The sequence below is a fragment of the Parabacteroides sp. FAFU027 genome (genome assembly GCF_022808675.1).
Classification (GTDB): Bacteria; Bacteroidota; Bacteroidia; order Bacteroidales; family UBA7332; genus CAXXIC01.
Genome location: NZ_JAKZKV010000015.1, coordinates 79,541 through 98,202, shown reverse-complemented (window position 1 = coordinate 98,202; position 18,662 = coordinate 79,541). Strand labels below are relative to the sequence as shown.

Below are 18,662 nucleotides of genomic sequence, written 5' to 3'. Positions count from 1 at the left end.
TGGACCCAACTCGACAAGGTTTCTGTACCCGAATTGGGGACAACCGTCAAGGCTTCCGATTACGCCAGTATTTTGTATATCCGTACTGGATGGGCCGATTTAGAACCTCAGGAAGGAGTTTATGCCTGGGATAATAATGCAACGATTAAAATGCTGATTGAAGGAGCAAAAGCAAGAGGGCTTAAACTCGCGTTCCGTATAGTGGAGGATAGCCGCGACAAACCCAGAAACTTTACTCCAACATATGTGAGAGATGCGGGCGCACAGGGGTATGTAACGCAGACAGGAAGTGTATCGGTATGGTCTCCTTATCCAGATGACCTCGTTTTCCAGGCGAAATATGAGAAGTTTATCAAAGCTTTTGCCGCAAAATTTGACGATCCTGATGTGGTTGATTTCATCGATGGATACGGACTGGGCAAATGGGGAGAAGCGCACACGGTACTATATCTGAATACGGCCAACAGACAGTCGGTTTTCGACTGGATCACGAATCTTTACCTGACTAATTTTAAAAAAGTTCCCTTGGCAATAAATTACCACCGGTTGATCGGTTTACCACAGGAATGGGCAAGTCCCAATCCCGATACTAAAACCCTTTTGACAAGCGCTTTCAACAAAGGTTATATGTTGCGGCACGATGCCTTTGGAATGACGAGTTATTACCAGAGCTACGAAAAGGGAATTGTAACCGATTGGTTTCCCACCCGTCCGGTTATAATGGAAGGTGGCTGGTGCGTAAATACCATGAACTATTCCGTAGACCCCCGCGGATACAAGACGGCTGCCCATGTACGCCAGGGTGAATACGATGATTCAAAGGCCGCACATGTCAATGTGATGGACTTCCGCGCCGGCGGCGAAGTGCAGTCGTGGTTCAAAGATGCTTATTCCCTGGTAAATAGCTTTATAATAGAAGGTGCATACCGTTTGTATCCCGACATGGTCTCACTGCCCGGGACGGTGACAAATAACACATCCGTTAAGATCGTGCACCGCTGGAATAATCTCGGCTGGGGTGTTTGTCCGAACAATCTGCCGCAATGGAATCAAAAATACAAGGTTGCCTTTGCGCTGCTGAGCAAAACCGACGATAGTGTGAAGTCCATCTTTGTCGATACTAACTCCGATCCTTCCAAATGGCTGAAGGGAGCGCCTGTAACCTATGACTTCATCACTCAGGTCAAAGACGTTCCGGCAGGGGATTACACCTGGGCTGTAGCTATAGTCGATGTTACCAGAAATAACGTTAAGGGGATTAATATTTCTGCAAAGTCTGACATTACCTCTTCGGGCTGGCTCAGGCTTCTTGGCGTAACCGTAAATGCCTCGTCGACGGGCATGGGGACAACCGACCTGACTGGTGATGACATTAAAGTCACAGTAACAGCACAAGGATTTGAACTATCCGAGGCTGCGAAAATAGACATTTTCAATTTGCAGGGAAGGGTTGTTCTGAGTGAAGACAGTGCCGCCAGGGTTAGCCTGATACCCGGTACATACATTGTCAAAGTGACTAAAGATTCAGGGAAAGTACATATCCGGAAAATTATAGTGAAATAATATTTCCCGGAAGATTGAAAAGAGGTCTCTTCAGAAATCAGCTAAGGATACAAAATCTTTTATAGCTCTCTGAGGGGACATCTTTTTGTGTAAGTCCTCTTTGTGTAGTTAATAAAAGGTAAATGCTGTCTTCCTGTGAGTGTTTCCCTCTCTTCACCGATATACAAATCAATAGCGAACACACGAGATTAATGTCCGGGGGAGTTCCGCTCTTTGACGGAAAATGGCTGTTTCGGTTATTACAGCTTTCCGTAATATCGTGGAACAAAAACAGGACCAATATCAGTATCCGGCCAGACAGAGGAAGTATTTCCGGCCTGATACTGACCCTGTGCTAAACGGGAGTTTGTGTGCACTACTCTGATTGTTAGTGTTTAACAATACTGAAAAGCGTGCGAAGGCAAAGCCGGCAATACTACGGAAACAATAGCTGAAGTATAAACCGGAAAATGGTTTATAGTATCAACTTTAAAACAAATACGAACATGAAAAATGACTGCACTCTCTATTATCAATGCGATCGCCCGCCTGAAATTCAGCATATGACGCTGCGAAGAACAAAAAAACAGACACTATTACTCACTTAAAATTATTATACCTATATGAAATGTTTGTCAAGGAAAGTAAGATGGATACCTTCTAAGATTACAGCTGAATGTAAAGGAAATCTGAGCCGGAGGCTGTTGGCCTTTAGCTTGGTGTTTTGCTTTATTCTTGTAGTCAATGCACAATCCGGCAAGCCGACTCCGGGTACAACAGCCAGGGGAAAAGGTGTTTCCGGAGTTGTCAGGGACAACTTCGGACAGTCGGTCATTGGTGCAATTGTGAAAATTAAGGACGGAAACAGTGGAACTGTGACCGATATCGACGGAAAATTCAATCTGCCGGGTGTAATTAAGAAGACACTGGTAGAGATATCCTATATGGGATATGAAAAGAAAGAGATATTTATCGAACCGGGAGTACTTGCCCGGATTACGCTGGAACCCAAAAGCCACCTGGTAAACGAAGTCGTGGTTGTGGGGTACGGTACACAGAAGAAGATCAACGTAACCGGATCGCTGTCTACCATATCATCGACAGAGATGCTGAAATCGCCGGTAGTCAATGCAACCCAAGCGTTGGTAGGTCGTGCTACTGGCGTCTTTTCCCGACAAAACTCAGGTCAGCCGGGTAATGATAATGTGACTTTCCGTATCCGAGGTAGCGGTACTTATAATACAACCAGCGCATTGGTGGTTGTAGATGGTGTCGAACGAGATTTTAGTCAGCTGGATATGAATGAAATCGAATCGATGACCATACTGAAGGATGCCGCTTCGACGGCAGTGTACGGGGTGCGCGGTGCAAACGGCGTAATCGTGGTAACGACCAAACAGGGAAAAGAGGGACCGGCTAAGGTTACCTATTCGGGTAATTTTGCGTTAAACCAGGCGGTTCGTTTGCCAAAGTTTGCTAACAGTTACGATTACGCCATTTTACGTAACGAAGGAGAGCTCAATGACAATCCTCTGCTTACACCATCACAGCTGAGCTATTCGGCAAGTGACATCCAGTACTATAAGGATGGCACCGATCCGATTTTCCATCCCAACGTAGACTGGTTCAAATTGATTATGAACAAATATTCAGCCCAGTCACAACATAATGTGAATGTGAGTGGAGGATCGAAATTTGCACGATATTACGTCTCTCTGGGTTACCAAAACCAGGACGGCCTTTACAAAAATTTCAATAAGCCATACGGATACAGCAATAATGACCATTATGAAAGATACAATGTAAGGACAAATCTGGACGTAAACCTGACTCCGACTACAAAGCTGAACTTTAACATCGGATCAATCACAGGCATATCCAATCGCGATTTGGGGGTAAACGGAAGCGTGTACAGCCAGATTGTAACCACAGCTGCACCCTACACTCCGGGTGTTGTGGATGGAAATATCGTCTATCTGGAGGGCCGCAGAAATGCCAACCTCATAGCTACCATGAGTACCGGTTTTACCCGTAACACTTCCAATAAAGTTCAATCAAACATCAGCCTGGATCAGAAGCTTGATTTCATCACCAAAGGGCTGACCGCCCGGGTGAAATACTCTTATGATACTCAATACAGCTACAGCATCCAGCGATCGCGGACTCCGGCGATCTATACGTTGAAGGATTCGGTGATAAATGATGTGCATGTCCCAGTGTATAAGTTGTACAACTCTACCGACCCCAGTCTCGGAGGCTTAAGCAGTACTTCATTTGGTTCACGCAGTATCAAAGAGTATCTGGAGGCCGGATTGAGCTACGAAAAGAGTTTCAACAAGCACAATATTTCGGAGCTGGTGCTTTATAACCAGAACAAGCAGCGTTTTAACGTAGATGATCCGTCAGCTGTTCCGGTATCATACTTAGGACTGGTAGAGCGTTTCACCTACAACTATAATTCCCGTTATTTTACTGAATTGAACCTGGGGTACAACGGTTCTGAAAACTTTGCTGCAGGACGGCGGTTTGGTTTTTTTCCTGCTGTTTCGGGAGGTTGGTTGCTTTCCGACGAACCATTTTTCAAGAAAATAATATCAGACAATCTGGTAAGCCACTTCAAGCTCAGAGCTTCATACGGTATTGTCGGTAATGACAAAGGAGGCTCTCGCTTCTTGTATTATCCTTCAAAATACATTGCATCCTATGGCGCCCGTTTTAGTGAGGATTACACCTCGATGGGCGGATATACCGAAGACAGGCTGGGTAACCAGTACGTGACCTGGGAAAAGGCGCGTAAGCAGGATTACGGCTTCGACCTGAAGATGCTGAATCAACGATTGAGCATGACGTTTGACTATTTCTACGAGAAGCGAAAAGACATTCTGGGTACCCGGAATACGGTGCCGGCAATGTTTGCAGCCACAAGTGCGGTCGAAAACCTCGGTATCATGAAAAACCGCGGTGTAGAGCTGGAATTGGGCTGGGACGACAAAATCGGATCTGTGAATTATCGCCTGAAGGGTAACTATTCATTTGCAAGAAACAAAGTGCTTTACACTGATGAAGCGTATGATTATCTGAACCCTTATCTGGCAAAAACAGGTCGCCGCAACGAACAGCCGTTCGGATATAAATTCATCGGTTTCTTTAAGGATGCCAACGACGTGGCACAATCACCCGTACAGTTTTCAGGGGTATCCAAACCCGGAGATGTCAAGTATGCCGACATCAACGGCGATGGAGTGATCAATGACAGAGACCGCATTCCTATTGGTTACCCTACTTTCCCTGAGGTCAACTACGGATTCTCAGGCGGAGTCTCTTACAAAGGTTTTGACCTTGACTTTTTGTTCCAGGGAACTGCCAATGTATCGGTGATGGTCGACGGTTTTATGCAACAGCCGGGATTGGCTTACGGGCAGATTCTTGACGAGGTGAAGTATGAAAGATGGACGCCACAGACTGCGGCTACGGCTACACGACCGATTTTGACCGTCAACTACTCCAACCAGTCCAATTATTATGCTTCCACATTGTGGCAACGGGATGCCTCGTATCTCCGCTTGAAAAACCTTCAGGTTTCATACACTTTCAAAACCCGCCTGATCAAACGTGCGGGACTGAGCAACCTGAAGATTTACCTGAGTGGACAGAACCTCCTGACGTGGGACAAGCTGAAAATTGTAGATCCCGAAAACGGAAAAATTTCGGACATCAATTATCCACAGTTGGCGGTGTATAACTTAGGAGTCAACTTACAGTTCTGACGGGTAGGCTTTGCTTACGACAATAGAATCTTGAAGTATCATAATAGCAATATCGTATGAAAAAAATAATAAAAATACTTTTTGGGCTCCACGTCTTTTGCCTCATGCTGACCTTTACGGCATGCGAAAACTACCTGGAGTTTCCTCCTGTACTGGAATTCAATGAAGACTCAGTCTTTACCCAACGGACCAATGTTGAGAAATATCTCTCGACGATGTACACCTACAATGTCAACCAAATGCCATTTGCTTCCACCCGCCTGGATCGCTCCTTACTTGATGCCGCATCGGATATAGGCTGTGGATATTATGCCCAGAGCGCCTACGGGGCACACCAGTTTAACAAAGGAACTGTTGCTGCCGAGTGGGTTTCCAACAATTCTCTGGGTGAGGATCGCTTCGGATACCATTATAAAGCCATCCGCATTGGCTGGAAGTTGCTTCAGCGCACCGATGAAGTGCCGGATGCCACTCAGGCACAGAAAGACAGGATCAAGGGTGAAGCTAAGGCTATGATTGCCATGCATTATTTCGAACTGATGAAGCGTTATGGCGGAGTGCCGCTGGCTAAGAAATTTTTTGTTACCACCGAAGAATCAGCCATTCCCCGTTCCTCGCTGGAAGATACCTACAAATACATTGTACAGCTTTGTGACGAGGTTATCGCCATGCCCGATTTTCCGGCTATTATCACTGACCGCAATGATTTCGGACGCGCCTCCAAAGCCATGGCGATGGGGATCAAAGCCAGAACGTTGTTGTATATGGCAAGTCCTTTATTTAACAGCGATAGACCCTACATGGACAATCTGGGTACCAACAGTAACCTGATATGTCTGATGAAATACGACAAAGAACTATGGAAAACTGCTGCTGATGAGATCAAAGCAACTATCGATACCTGCGAATTGTACGGCATGAAGCTGACAAATGTAGGCGATGTTACCAAAAACTTTACGGCGGCATATCAGTACCTGCCATCCAAGGGGAATACAGAGATCATTATGCCGTATATCCTGACCGGCGTGTATACTGATTATGGAAACTTTGTAAACTGGAAGCCGCGTGGCGCACCTTTCAACGGTTATAGTTCCAATCTGCCTACCCAGAACTTTGTAGAGATGTTTCAGCTAAAAGACGGTACTTATCGCAACTGGGATACAGATACCATCACTCCAATTAATAAACCTACTTATCCGTATGACAACCTGGATCCACGCTTCAAACAGCTGATCGCGTACAACGGTGAGGTATTGCCGGAGTTACCTACTGCAACCCTGCAAATATGGGATGCCGAAAACGGTAATATTGCCAATGGGGGTGTCAACGGAAAGCGCGGCAATGCTCAGTTTGCTTATTATTTGACCAAATACATTTACGGGTACCTGAACAATACCAGTTATACCTCGCCTAACCAATGGCGTCCATTTACTCCTTACATGCGTCTGACGGAGATGTATCTCAATCTGGCAGAAGCGTTGAATGAATATTACGGCGATGAAGACAGCAAACCCGTTGCTGACGTTTACGCCAGGGTCAATACGATCCGAGCCAGATCAGGCATGCCTGCCCTGAATGAATCGCTGATCAATACGAAAGCCAAAATGCGGGTTCAGATCCAAAAGGAGAGAGCCATAGAGCTGGGCTTCGAGGATAGCCGCTTTTTCGATTTGAAGAGATGGAAAATGGGTGATACGTTCAAAGGTCCGATCTATGACCTGAAGGTAACCAAGAAAAACAACGGCCAGTATACTTACAAAAAGTATATCTACGAGACACGTCCGTGGTTTGAGCATTACTATTTGCATCCATTCCCGCCATCAGAGGTCAATAAGTTGAAAGGTATCATTCAGAATCCGGGTTGGTAACGCCCGGTAAGCCTTTTGAGATTATCCAAAATTCAAATATACCAAGAAAGTATTATGAAGAAAAGAATCAGATTAAACAACAGGATAAGAGCTTTTATGCTGTTTGCAATATGTACTCCGCTGTTGGGCTTGTCCGCACAGGAACAAAATATCAGGGCTGTAGTAGTCGATGAAAACCTGGAACCGGTAAAGGATGCTTACGTCAGGGTCAACGGAACACAGATCAGCGAAACCTCTTCTCCCCGCGGAGTAGTGGCTTTCAAAGCCAATGCATCGGCTACCCTGCTGATCGGTAAGGACGGGTATCGGCTTGAAACATTACAGGCTAGTCAGCCAAATCAATACATTATACTGAGACGCAAACCGCTTGAAGAAAAACAGCAGGTCGCATTCGGTACTGTGGAGCAGGGCTTGATCAGCTCCTCGATGAATATTCTTAACGGAAATCAGCTGCACAACTCCGTATCCAATCTGGGCGCGGCTCTTTACGGCAAGCTTCCGGGTCTTGTTTTGCAACAGGGGCAGAGTGAGCCTGGCGGCGATGTTCCGTCATATTTTGGCATACGGGGAAATGCAACCCTGGGTTCGGCCAACAATCAGCCTATGGTTGTCGTAGACGGCTTCGAGCGCGATATGAGTACCATTCAGGTAGAGGATGTCGATAAAATTGCGATTCTGAAAGATGCATCTGCAACAGCGATTTACGGGGCACGCGGTGCAAACGGTGTGATCCTGATCACGACCAAACGCGGATCGACAGGTCCTGTCAAAGTAAATGCATCTGTACAGATGGCTATGGATATGCCTACACGTATTCCGAAGTTTCTGTCGTCGTATGACTTTGCATCAAAATACAGTAAAGCTTACGCCATGGATGGTCTTCCTTCAAGTGCGTTGAATTACCATTATTCCGCTTTTAATATTGATAACTATAAAACCGGCGATCCGTATTATTACCCTAACATTGACTGGGTTAAGGAAATGACCAAAAGTTCCGCTCCGCATCGTCAGGCAGACATCAACATTTCGGGAGGAAATGATGTTGGCCGGTACTATGTTTCTCTGAACTATTACGGTGCTGAAGGAATCTATGACCACACCAATTCTTTGATGGGGTACAGTACAAATACGGAAACGAAACAATTCCGTTTTCGTTCGAATATGGATGTGAATATAGCCAAAAACTGGACACTGAAGGCAGACATCAGTGGCCAGATCGACACCAGAAACCGTCCGATGCTATCGGCTACGGACATGTGGAACTACTTCTACAAGACTCCGGGCAACCTTTACCCTATTTATGTAAATAAGACTACCTATGGCGGAAACTCGACCAATGCCGTCAACCCGATGGCAGAGTTTCTGACTCGTGGTTACCGCCGGTACAATGATCGGGCTGTGATGACCAACGTGGAAACCCGCTACGACCTGAGTGACCTTATCCGTGGGGTAAGCATGGGATTGCGTTTCGGATACGACAACAGCTACACCAACCGCGAGGGATGGGATCGTAAGTATCAGGTTCAGGACGTACTGGGACAGGATCCGGTAACTGGAAACGTTATCCTGAGTTCGCTGGTCGGCACAGCCAGCCCTTTGGCGGCATTTGGACCTGATACAGACGGACAGGACGACCGCATGACGATTGAAGGATTTACAGAATACAAAAGTTCGTTCTCTACCCACCACCACCTGAATTCGATGGTGATGTATCATCAGGATAAATACATTTTGGATGGAAATGCCAGTCCGTACTATTATCAGTTTGTCGGAGGACGTGTCGGTTACGATTACAATAAAAAATACTTCGGTGAATTTTCTTGTTCCTACAGCGGAACTGAGCGTTTTGCCAAAAGCAGACGTTTCGGATTCTTTCCGGCGATTTCTGCCGGATGGTTACTGTCGGAAGAGGATTTCCTGAAGTCTGCGAAAGCCATTGATTATCTGAAGTTGCGTGCATCGGCAGGTCTGGTGGGCAACAGCTACGTGGGTGAGCGTTTCTCCTACATAAGGCAATATGCGAGCGCTAACGGATGGGTTTTCGGCGCGTCCAATACAGGTGCCAGCGGTTTGGCAGAAGGTACTTATCCCAACGAAAACTTTTCTTTTGAAAAAGCTTACAAGTACGAAGCCGGCGCAGAAGCAGGACTTTTGAAAAATATCTCGGTTTCGGCTAACGTATATCTGGAGCGTCGGAACGACATTCTGACCAGCAGTTCGGGTATTGTTCCCGCAATCTTTGGCGGAGCTGTTGCTAACGTAAACGCCGGAACTACGGAGCGAAAAGGCATTGAGTTTGTCGCCTCATACAACAAGCAACTCAAAGACTGGGGTTTCCGGGCCGGAATCAATGGGTCATACAATATCAATAAGATTCTGAAAGTGAACGAAGAGTCGCAGCCGGAGTCTTATCTCCTGACTACCGGAAATCAGATCAACCAACCGTTTATGCTGGAGTGTGTCGGCTTCTACAAAGACCAGAGCGACATAGACAACAGCCCCCAGCAGACTTTTGGATCCGTAAAACCGGGCGACCTGAAATACAAAGACCAGAATAATGACGGCAAGATAGACAACAACGACAGAAAGCCATTTTTTAATCCAAGCCTTCCAAAAGCGGAGTTGGGACTGGATCTGGCTGTCCGTTACAAGGGGTTTGAGCTCTCCGGGTTTTTGCAATCGCAATTGGGCCGGAGCGTTTACCTCGGAGATAATGCGGCCATATTCTGGCCACTTCAGAGCGGATCGTCACGCATATCGACTTTCGCAGCTAATTCCTGGACTCCGGAGACAGCTGAAACAGCCAATTACCCGCGCCTGACTACACTGGGCAACTCCAATAACTACCGTGCATCTACCTTTTGGTATCGCAATGGTGATTTTCTTCGGTTAAGAACTGTTGAATTGTCATATTCTTTGCCTCAGTCATTTTTGTCAAAACACAATGTCCGCAACGTGAAACTGTTTATACGCGGTCTGGATCTCTATAACTGGGATCATCTCAAGATCGTAGATCCGGAGACACTGAGTGTCGGTTATCCGGTGATGAAGTCATTTAACTTAGGATTAAATCTCCAATTGTGAAAACTATGAAACGAGCATGAACTTAGCATGTCTAAGTTCATCGCAAGTTCCATTCCAACTTTAATTAAAAATTTATTCGGATGAAAAAGGATAATATAAAGAATCTCTATCTCTTGATGCTTCTGGGGATGACCTTTCTGACCGGTTGTAATTTTACGGATTCGGATATGCTTGCATTCAAGACCGAAGACGATGTGACTCATAACATAAACAGCATTACCACTGTAATCAACAATGTGTATTCTTACCTGCCTGACGGGTATGACCGCATTGGTAATGCGATGCTGGCTTCGGCATGCGACGAAGCCGAGGATGTCAACGACGGCGAAGACATACAGAACTTCAATATCGGAAACTGGGGCTCATTTTCTAATCCCGAAGGCAGCCCGTGGTCCAATTCTTACAACGGAATTCGTAAAGCTAATGCATTTCTGGATTTGTTGAAACAGGTTGATTGGAGTTATCTTAAGATAGGAACTCCAGAAGAGTACAATCGTCGTGCAACGCTGACTACAATGCATAAGTATGAGGCTCATTTCCTGAGAGCATTCTTTTATTTTGAATTGATTAAGCGTTATGGCGGAGTGCCATTAGTCACGAGAGCTTATGATCCGATATCAGAGCTGGATTCATTGAAACGGATTCCACGAGCAAGTTTTTCCCGATGCGTCAACTACATTGTGCAACAGTGTGATACCGCTGCTAAATACCTGTCGGCTGATTATTACAGTAATACGGCCACTCAGGCATACCTTGGCCGGGCTACCAAAGGCGCTGCTCTCGCGCTGAAAGCACGCACTTTGCTGTATGCAGCCAGCGATTTATACAACCAACCCAATAATACGGATTCGCTGGTGGGATATACCGATGCAAATCGTCAGGCACGCTGGATCAGGGCGGCACAAGCCTGCAAGGCTGTTCTGGATATGGTCAACAGCAGCATATATAGTTTCCATAGCGACTACTCGGCGCTTTTCCTGCTGCGGGATGCCTTTAGCCGGGAGGTCATTTTTGAAAAACGCTATACTGCCAGCAATACTTTTGATGTACTCAATTATCCTGTCGGTTTTGCGACCGGTAAGAGTGAAACTTGTCCGACACAGAATCTGGTAGATGCTTACGAAATGAAATTCTCCTCATCTACTGACGCGAGAAGTGGAAAAACAATCGACGATCCGACATCGGGTTACGATCCGGCAAATCCATACGCCAATCGTGATCCGCGTCTCAAAAAGACCATCGTCTACAATGGCACCACTTTTGGCAAAAATGCTACGGCTGTACAGTTGTGGGAAGGCGGAAGTCAGGGTTTGCCCCGTGTGGGAGCATCCAAGACAGGATATTATTTGCGTAAATATGTTGACGAGACACTTGATCTGACGCTCAACAACACCAGTAAAAAGCAATGGGTATATTTCAGATTGTCAGAAATTTACCTAGACTATGCCGAAGCGATGCTTGAGGCTTTCGGATCTCCGACAGCTACATCTGCTGCCGACGGACTTACCATTACAGCTTTGTCTGCCGTAAACAGTGTCCGCACCCGTGCCGCAGTAGGCATGCCCGCCCTGGCATCGACCATCACCGCTGCCGACTTTAGGGCCAGACTGAGAAATGAGAGACGCGTGGAGCTTGCTTTTGAGGAGCATCGTTACTGGGATGTCCGTCGTTGGATGACTGCTGATCAGGGTATTGGCGGAGATATTTACGGAATGCGTATTCAGGAGACAACCCCCGGAGTGTACAGCTACACTCGCCAGAAGATTGAGACCCGGGCATGGAGTTCGAAAATGTACCTGTATCCTATCCCTCAGTCGGAAATGAACAAATCTTTGGTATTGGTACAAAACCCGGGTTGGAAATAATAAACCTTATAATTCAAGTCAACGATGAAAAGATATGCGAAACACATGGCCGCAACAGTTATGGCGGTACTATTTCTGACCTCCTGTTTCAGAGAAAATATGGATACTTTTGGCAGTTATTATATTTATATGTCCAAGGATACTACTTACCTGGAACTGAAAGATACTCTGCTGCGTCAAGCCAGTGACACGCTGCTCAAGGATACAGCCATCAGGGTGCTCGGGGTGACCCGTTCGGGTATTTCTTCCGAATATCCGGCTCTGTCTGTTCGGTTGAAGGTCGATTCGGCATACATGGATTCCATGCTGGCAGTTTATAACGATGTGACTATACCAACTGCATCAAAGTCTTCCAGTGTACTCTATTTTAAGAACACGATGATTTTGCCTGCCGACTGTTATCAGTTGGAACGAAGTCTTGTGATCCCCAAAGACGTAAGGACTGGACAGATTAATCTTCGTCTCAATCTGACCAAGATCGCCAAACTGAAGACTACAAAATCCCTCGTTCTTCCTTTGGGACTGGTAAACACCTCCGGAGATACGATCAGGGCAAGCAAAAAGCGGGTCATGGTGCGGTTGAAACCTAAATTTAACTACAAAGATGTTGCTCTCTGATTAAAAAGACAATATAGTTTTGAGTTTATATGATGAGGAGAAGGCTACAGGTTGAATTTCGGTTGTGTAGCCTTCTCTATTTTAATTCTGATTTCAGTCTATCCATCTACAAAATAAAAAAACAGTATGTTTACTGTTTATAATAGTTAAATAGATTGTTCGTCTGAGTATTTTATCTCCTTCATGGATATTAGGTGTAGTAGTCAAAGCAAAGGTTATCTGCTTTCTGTATTCAGTTTCGTCTGGCAAAGACGAAATAAAACAACAAAAAAGGTCGCAGATAATCCGGTTTAATCCCTTAATTATAATTAGCTGAATAATAGTATGAAAAAACACCGTTGGTTAAGTAAAAAGATAGCGATTGCAGCAAATGTCGGACTATTGTTATTTGCCACGACAAGCATGTTTGCCTGTTCGGGACAAGAAGACAACCTTGTTACAGGTGGAAGCTCCAATTCTTCTCTGGATAACAGTGTTCCAGGTAATTATATAGTAGATGTGGTACCTGAGACTCAGAAGCTGGTGCGTAACCCTATGGCAGGCTGGGCTATTTACGGCAGCGCAGGTGTAGCCAGTGATTTCTGGACCCAACTCGACAAGGTTTCTGTACCCGAATTGGGGACAACCGTCAAGGCTTCCGATTACGCCAGTATTTTGTATATCCGTACTGGATGGGCCGATTTAGAACCTCAGGAAGGAGTTTATGCCTGGGATAATAATGCAACGATTAAAATGCTGATTGAAGGAGCAAAAGCAAGAGGGCTTAAACTCGCGTTCCGTATAGTGGAGGATAGCCGCGACAAACCCAGAAACTTTACTCCAACATATGTGAGAGATGCGGGCGCACAGGGGTATGTAACGCAGACAGGAAGTGTATCGGTATGGTCTCCTTATCCAGATGACCTCGTTTTCCAGGCGAAATATGAGAAGTTTATCAAAGCTTTTGCCGCAAAATTTGACGATCCTGATGTGGTTGATTTCATCGATGGATACGGACTGGGCAAATGGGGAGAAGCGCACACGGTACTATATCTGAATACGGCCAACAGACAGTCGGTTTTCGACTGGATCACGAATCTTTACCTGACTAATTTTAAAAAAGTTCCCTTGGCAATAAATTACCACCGGTTGATCGGTTTACCACAGGAATGGGCAAGTCCCAATCCCGATACTAAAACCCTTTTGACAAGCGCTTTCAACAAAGGTTATATGTTGCGGCACGATGCCTTTGGAATGACGAGTTATTACCAGAGCTACGAAAAGGGAATTGTAACCGATTGGTTTCCCACCCGTCCGGTTATAATGGAAGGTGGCTGGTGCGTAAATACCATGAACTATTCCATAGATCCCCGTGGATACAAGACTGCGGTAGACGTGCGCAAGGGTGAATACGATGATTCGAAAGAGGCTCACGTCAATGTGATGGACTTCCGCGCCGGCGGAGAAGTGCAGTCATGGTTTAAAGATGCTTACTCTATGGTAAAGAGTTTTATAGCAGAAGGGGGGTACCGTTTGTATCCTGATAAACTCTCTTTGCCAAAGACCGTCACAAACACCACTACGATTAAGATCATTCACCGTTGGAACAACCTGGGATGGGGCGTTTGTCCGAATAACCTGCCTCAATGGAATCAAAAATACAAAGTGGCATTTGCCATGCTAAGTAAGATAGACGATTCTGTGAAATCTATCTATATAGATTCTAGCACAGACCCTTCAAAATGGCTTAAAGGAACACCTACGACTTATGAATTTTCAACCCCAGTAAAAGATGTTCCGGCAGGTGATTATACTTGGGCCGTAGCTATTGTCGATGTGACAAAAGATAATGTCAAGGGTCTGAATATCTCTGCAAAAACAAATATTACCACTTCTGGATGGCTTAAGCTGATGGATGTGACAGTAAAATAATCTATTTTGATCCTTTGTTATCGGTATGGTCAATCGTTTTGATGGCTATACCGGGATCAGGGATCTGCCAAAATTTACTTCCTTTTTTAATGTGTGTTTATAATTAATTAAAAATCTAAATTATGAGAAAGCTATTACTTTCTGTGGCAATTCTACTGTCTGGAATTGCTTCTGTTTACGCTACTGCTGATCAGGCGATTTACAGTACAACCTCAAATGGCTATTTGTTGAAAAGCCTTTGGTTTCAGTCGTATAACCAGGGTAATTTGAGCCCCTCAATGTGTACAGTGGAGAATAACGCCAGAAGTATGGCGGTAACCAATGGGAAAGTGCTGATTTGCAGACGCGATGGTTCGGCGGAACCCTATGCCCTTAGTATTGATATTTTTGATGCTGCAACGGGAAATTTCATAGAAAATAAAGCTCTGGCGTCTAATGTATTCAAGAAAGATGATGGAACTCAGGTTCCTTATGGTTGTAACGATATCCGTGTGGATGATGCAGGACACGTATTATTGTGTAATCTTGTTGCGGACAATAAGGTGACACCACTTCAGATTTGGAATGTTAATGTCGCAGATGGTACCGGTACAAAAGTATTGGAGTTTCTGAAAGGAGGTACTACCGGTACATTCCGATTTGAAACATTTGATGTATATGGAGACATTACAGGAAACGGTTATATAATAACTGCGAATGGAGGTTCTAATACTGTTTTACGTTGGGAGATTACCAATGGAGTAGTGGCTAGTACGCCAACAGAACTTACTATTTCATTTTACCCGACAACTGCAACTACGTTGGGAAATGAATCTCGTATTCATGCAATTGATAGCCAGAAATTTTATTTAGATGGACAAAAGACCTACCCGACTCTTTATTCTTATGATAATACCTTAACCTCAATCTCGATGGTAAGCAGTTTTGCTGACGATGCGACTAATAAACCGGTGAATACAAACCGGGACGGTGTAGATCAATTTACAATCAATGGAAAAAAATTCGTGTCTTATTGTAATACAGATCCGAGTTCAAGTGGTGTACCCATGAATTTTAAGCTGGTAGAATTAGGCGCTGATATGTCCTTTCTGGGCAGTACTAACTATTACGATTATCCCGGTGGCGATGGATTATATAAAACCATTAGCTACAGATGGCTTCAGACTGTATATTCTGTAGTCGATAATGCTGGCAAAATCGCTTCACTGTACTTGTATGGACCGAAAAACGGATTGGCTGCATACCAATTTGGGTTGGAGACAGATCTGAATGCTATTTCTACCGGCACTTCGACAACATCTGCAGATCAGGTGAAAATCACAACAACAGCAAATGGAGTAAAACTCTCAGAGTCGGCAAAAGTAGAAGTGTTTAATCTGCAGGGACAGAAAGTAGCAGTCAAAGAAAATACCGACAACGTGAGTCTGGCGGCGGGTGTCTATATCGTAAAAGCGATAAAGAATCAGAAGAACGTAGCTATTGAAAAGGTTATTGTAAAATAATATATCTCAAACCGGTTAGTCTGATTTAAAGACTGATTTATGAAGGTGTATTTACTTTGAGAGCAGGGTTTCTGTAGGCATTGAACGTCTCGGAAACCCTGTTTCTTTGTTCATTGAACGTAAAATCAAATACGATAAGTGTTGTTCAAATTAGAATTTAAAATCATGAAGAAAAAAGCGATTTACGCCAGTCTGCTTCTGGCATGTACTGTCACATCATTAGCCCGAAATCCGATTTATCTCGATCCTGATCAACCGATCGAACAGCGGGTGGAAGATGCTCTTCGGCGTATGACTGTTGAGGAAAAGGTTGCCATGATTCATGCGCAGTCCAAGTTTAGTTCGGCAGGAGTACCGCGGTTAGGCATTCCCGAAAACTGGATGACAGACGGTCCTCACGGCATTCGGGCAGAAGTCTTGTGGGATGAGTGGAATGAAGCTAAATGGACGAACGATTCTTGTATTGCTTTCCCTGCACTCACTGCTCTGGCAGCGACATGGTCTCCGGATATGTCGGCTCTTTACGGGAAAAGCATCGGGGAGGAAGCCCGCTATCGAAATAAGAATGTGCTTCTTGGTCCCGGAGTCAATATCTATCGGACACCTCTTAATGGTCGCAATTTTGAATATATGGGAGAGGATCCTTATTTAGCGTCAAAGATGGTTGTTCCTTATATTCGCGAGGTACAAAAGTGCGGAATTGCAGCTTGTGTAAAACATTTTGCACTGAATAACCAAGAGGTGCGTCGCGAAAACATCAATGTAAAAGTGGATGACAGGGCATTGCATGAAATATACCTGCCTGCCTTCAAAGCTGCTGTGCAAGATGGTGGTGCATGGGCTATTATGGGCGCTTACAATCAGTATAAAGGCCAACATTGCTGTCATAACCAATATCTGTTAAATGAGATCCTGAAACGGGACTGGGGCTTTGATGGAGTGGTTATTTCTGACTGGGGTGGGGTGCATAAAACAAATGAAGCGATCCGTAACGGTCTGGATATGGAGTTTGGAAGCTGGACAAATGGGCTGAACTGGAGTGCCAGCAATGCCTATGCAAATTACTACTTAGCCTCTCCTTATCTGAAGATGATTACAGAAGGAAAAATCGATACTCAGGAGTTGGATGAAAAAGTGCGCCGTATCCTAAGACTGGTTTTTCGTACTACTATGTCCAAAAATCGACCGTATGGTTCGTTCGGAACTATGGAACATGCCCTCGCTGGACGTAAAATTGCTCAGGAGGGGATCGTTTTGCTGAAAAATCGGTCATCCCTGTTGCCTATAGATATTTCCAAAGTAAAAAATATTCTAGTGGTAGGGGAGAATGCTGTGAAAAAAATGACTGTAGGGGGGGGGTCTTCTGCTCTGAAGACAAAATATGAAATATCACCATTGACTGGGATAGAGACTTATGCCAGACAACAGGTTTCTGTTAGGTATTTATCAGGGTATACTTCGGTTTCGTCGATGAATCAAAAGGAAAATATTGGAGAACAGCTTCGTGAAGAAGCTGTATCAGCAGCAAAAGAAGCTGATATTGTACTCTTTATAGGAGGGTTGAACAAAAATAACGGACAGGACTGTGAGGGGCACGATCGCACTTCCCTCGGGCTTCCTTATGGACAGGATACTCTTATTTCTCAACTTACTGCTGCTAATCCTAACACAGTCGTCGTTATCATCAGCGGAAATGCCGTTGCAATGCCTTGGGTAAACAATGTGCCATCAATTGTGGAAGCTTGGTATTGTGGAACGGAAACCGGAAACGCCTTGGCATCCGTACTTTTCGGAGAGGTCAATCCTTCAGGAAAACTTCCGTTTACATTTCCTGTCCTCATTGATGATAATGCAGCTAGTGCGTTAGGCGGTTATCCGGGTAATAAAACAGATGTGGAATATAAAGAAGGTATCTTTGTAGGTTACCGTTGGGCTGATAGACAGAAAAATACTAAACCTTTGTTTCCTTTTGGTCATGGGCTGAGTTATACGAACTTTCAGTACAGTAAAGCAATTGCCGATAAATCTGTGATGCACGTCAATGATACGATCAATGTGACTGTAAAGGTGAAAAATACAGGAAAACGGGAGGGACAAGAAGTGGTACAACTTTATATCCGTGATAACGAATCTTCTTTACCTCGCCCTTTCAAAGAACTAAAAGGTTTTAAGAAGATAAGTTTATCTCCGGGTGAAGAAAAAACAGTAGTCTTTCCTGTAACTTTGGATGCATTGAGTTTCTATGATGATCAAAAGCATATGTGGGTGGCTGAGCCTGGGAGATTTGAAGCTTTAATTGGTTCATCCTCAATGGATATTAGAGGTAGATTTGCTTTTGAATTGAAGTGAAAATGTTGTTGGTTGAAGTAGGTGTATTAAATGAAAACAGAGAGGATTTCAAGAATCCTCTCTGTCATATATAAACTTAAAAAATAGCCTGCAAGCTTATATTACAACCTGAGTGCTGATGGTTCTTCTTATTCTTTCTGTTATTATTGGGAGCAG

9 protein-coding genes are annotated in these 18,662 nt (G+C 44.7%); all 9 read left to right on the top strand.

What is annotated here, in order from left to right; translation table 11 throughout:
- The coding region (locus MLE17_RS17340) for a T9SS type A sorting domain-containing protein (protein ID WP_243349998.1) at nt 1-1,563 on the top strand (1,563 nt) is incomplete at its 5' end.
- 602 nt (nt 1,564-2,165) lie between these two features.
- Nucleotides 2,166-5,309 (top strand): SusC/RagA family TonB-linked outer membrane protein, encoded by a 3,144-nt coding sequence (locus MLE17_RS17335; protein ID WP_243349997.1) that lies wholly within the window; start codon nt 2,166-2,168, stop codon nt 5,307-5,309.
- Between the two features lie 56 nt (nt 5,310-5,365).
- The gene (locus tag MLE17_RS17330) at nt 5,366-7,177 is read left to right on the top strand and encodes a RagB/SusD family nutrient uptake outer membrane protein (RefSeq protein WP_243349995.1); all 1,812 of its coding nucleotides are present in this window, start codon (nt 5,366-5,368) and stop codon (nt 7,175-7,177) included.
- 54 nt (nt 7,178-7,231) lie between these two features.
- Nucleotides 7,232-10,261: a SusC/RagA family TonB-linked outer membrane protein gene (locus MLE17_RS17325; protein WP_243349994.1), complete on the top strand. Its 3,030-nt coding sequence runs from the start codon at nt 7,232-7,234 to the stop codon at nt 10,259-10,261.
- An 80-nt stretch (nt 10,262-10,341) separates the two neighbouring features.
- Nucleotides 10,342-12,126, top strand: a complete 1,785-nt coding sequence (locus MLE17_RS17320; RefSeq protein WP_243349992.1) for a RagB/SusD family nutrient uptake outer membrane protein — start codon at nt 10,342-10,344, stop codon at nt 12,124-12,126.
- A 24-nt stretch (nt 12,127-12,150) separates the two neighbouring features.
- Nucleotides 12,151-12,744, top strand: a complete 594-nt coding sequence (locus MLE17_RS17315; RefSeq protein ID WP_243349991.1) for a DUF1735 domain-containing protein — start codon at nt 12,151-12,153, stop codon at nt 12,742-12,744.
- A gap of 324 nt (nt 12,745-13,068) precedes the next feature.
- Nucleotides 13,069-14,655 (top strand): DUF4832 domain-containing protein, encoded by a 1,587-nt coding sequence (locus tag MLE17_RS17310; RefSeq protein WP_243349990.1) that lies wholly within the window; start codon nt 13,069-13,071, stop codon nt 14,653-14,655.
- Between the two features lie 122 nt (nt 14,656-14,777).
- Nucleotides 14,778-16,157, top strand: coding sequence for a T9SS type A sorting domain-containing protein (locus MLE17_RS17305; RefSeq protein WP_243349988.1), 1,380 nt, complete (start codon nt 14,778-14,780; stop codon nt 16,155-16,157).
- Nucleotides 16,158-16,322: 165 nt separating this feature from the next.
- A complete protein-coding gene (locus MLE17_RS17300) occupies nt 16,323-18,506 on the top strand; it encodes a glycoside hydrolase family 3 C-terminal domain-containing protein (protein ID WP_243349987.1) in 2,184 nt (727 codons plus the stop codon).
- Nucleotides 18,507-18,662: the final 156 nt, after the last annotated feature.

Bases quoted from the DNA above. Each gene is read 5' to 3' on its own strand.
- MLE17_RS17335 (WP_243349997.1), top strand. From the start codon at position 2,166: ATGAAATGTTTGTCAAGGAAAGTAAGATGGATACCTTCTAAGATTACA.
- MLE17_RS17330 (WP_243349995.1), top strand. From the start codon at position 5,366: ATGAAAAAAATAATAAAAATACTTTTTGGGCTCCACGTCTTTTGCCTC.
- MLE17_RS17325 (WP_243349994.1), top strand. From the start codon at position 7,232: ATGAAGAAAAGAATCAGATTAAACAACAGGATAAGAGCTTTTATGCTG.
- MLE17_RS17320 (WP_243349992.1), top strand. From the start codon at position 10,342: ATGAAAAAGGATAATATAAAGAATCTCTATCTCTTGATGCTTCTGGGG.
- MLE17_RS17315 (WP_243349991.1), top strand. From the start codon at position 12,151: ATGAAAAGATATGCGAAACACATGGCCGCAACAGTTATGGCGGTACTA.
- MLE17_RS17310 (WP_243349990.1), top strand. From the start codon at position 13,069: ATGAAAAAACACCGTTGGTTAAGTAAAAAGATAGCGATTGCAGCAAAT.
- MLE17_RS17305 (WP_243349988.1), top strand. From the start codon at position 14,778: ATGAGAAAGCTATTACTTTCTGTGGCAATTCTACTGTCTGGAATTGCT.
- MLE17_RS17300 (WP_243349987.1), top strand. From the start codon at position 16,323: ATGAAGAAAAAAGCGATTTACGCCAGTCTGCTTCTGGCATGTACTGTC.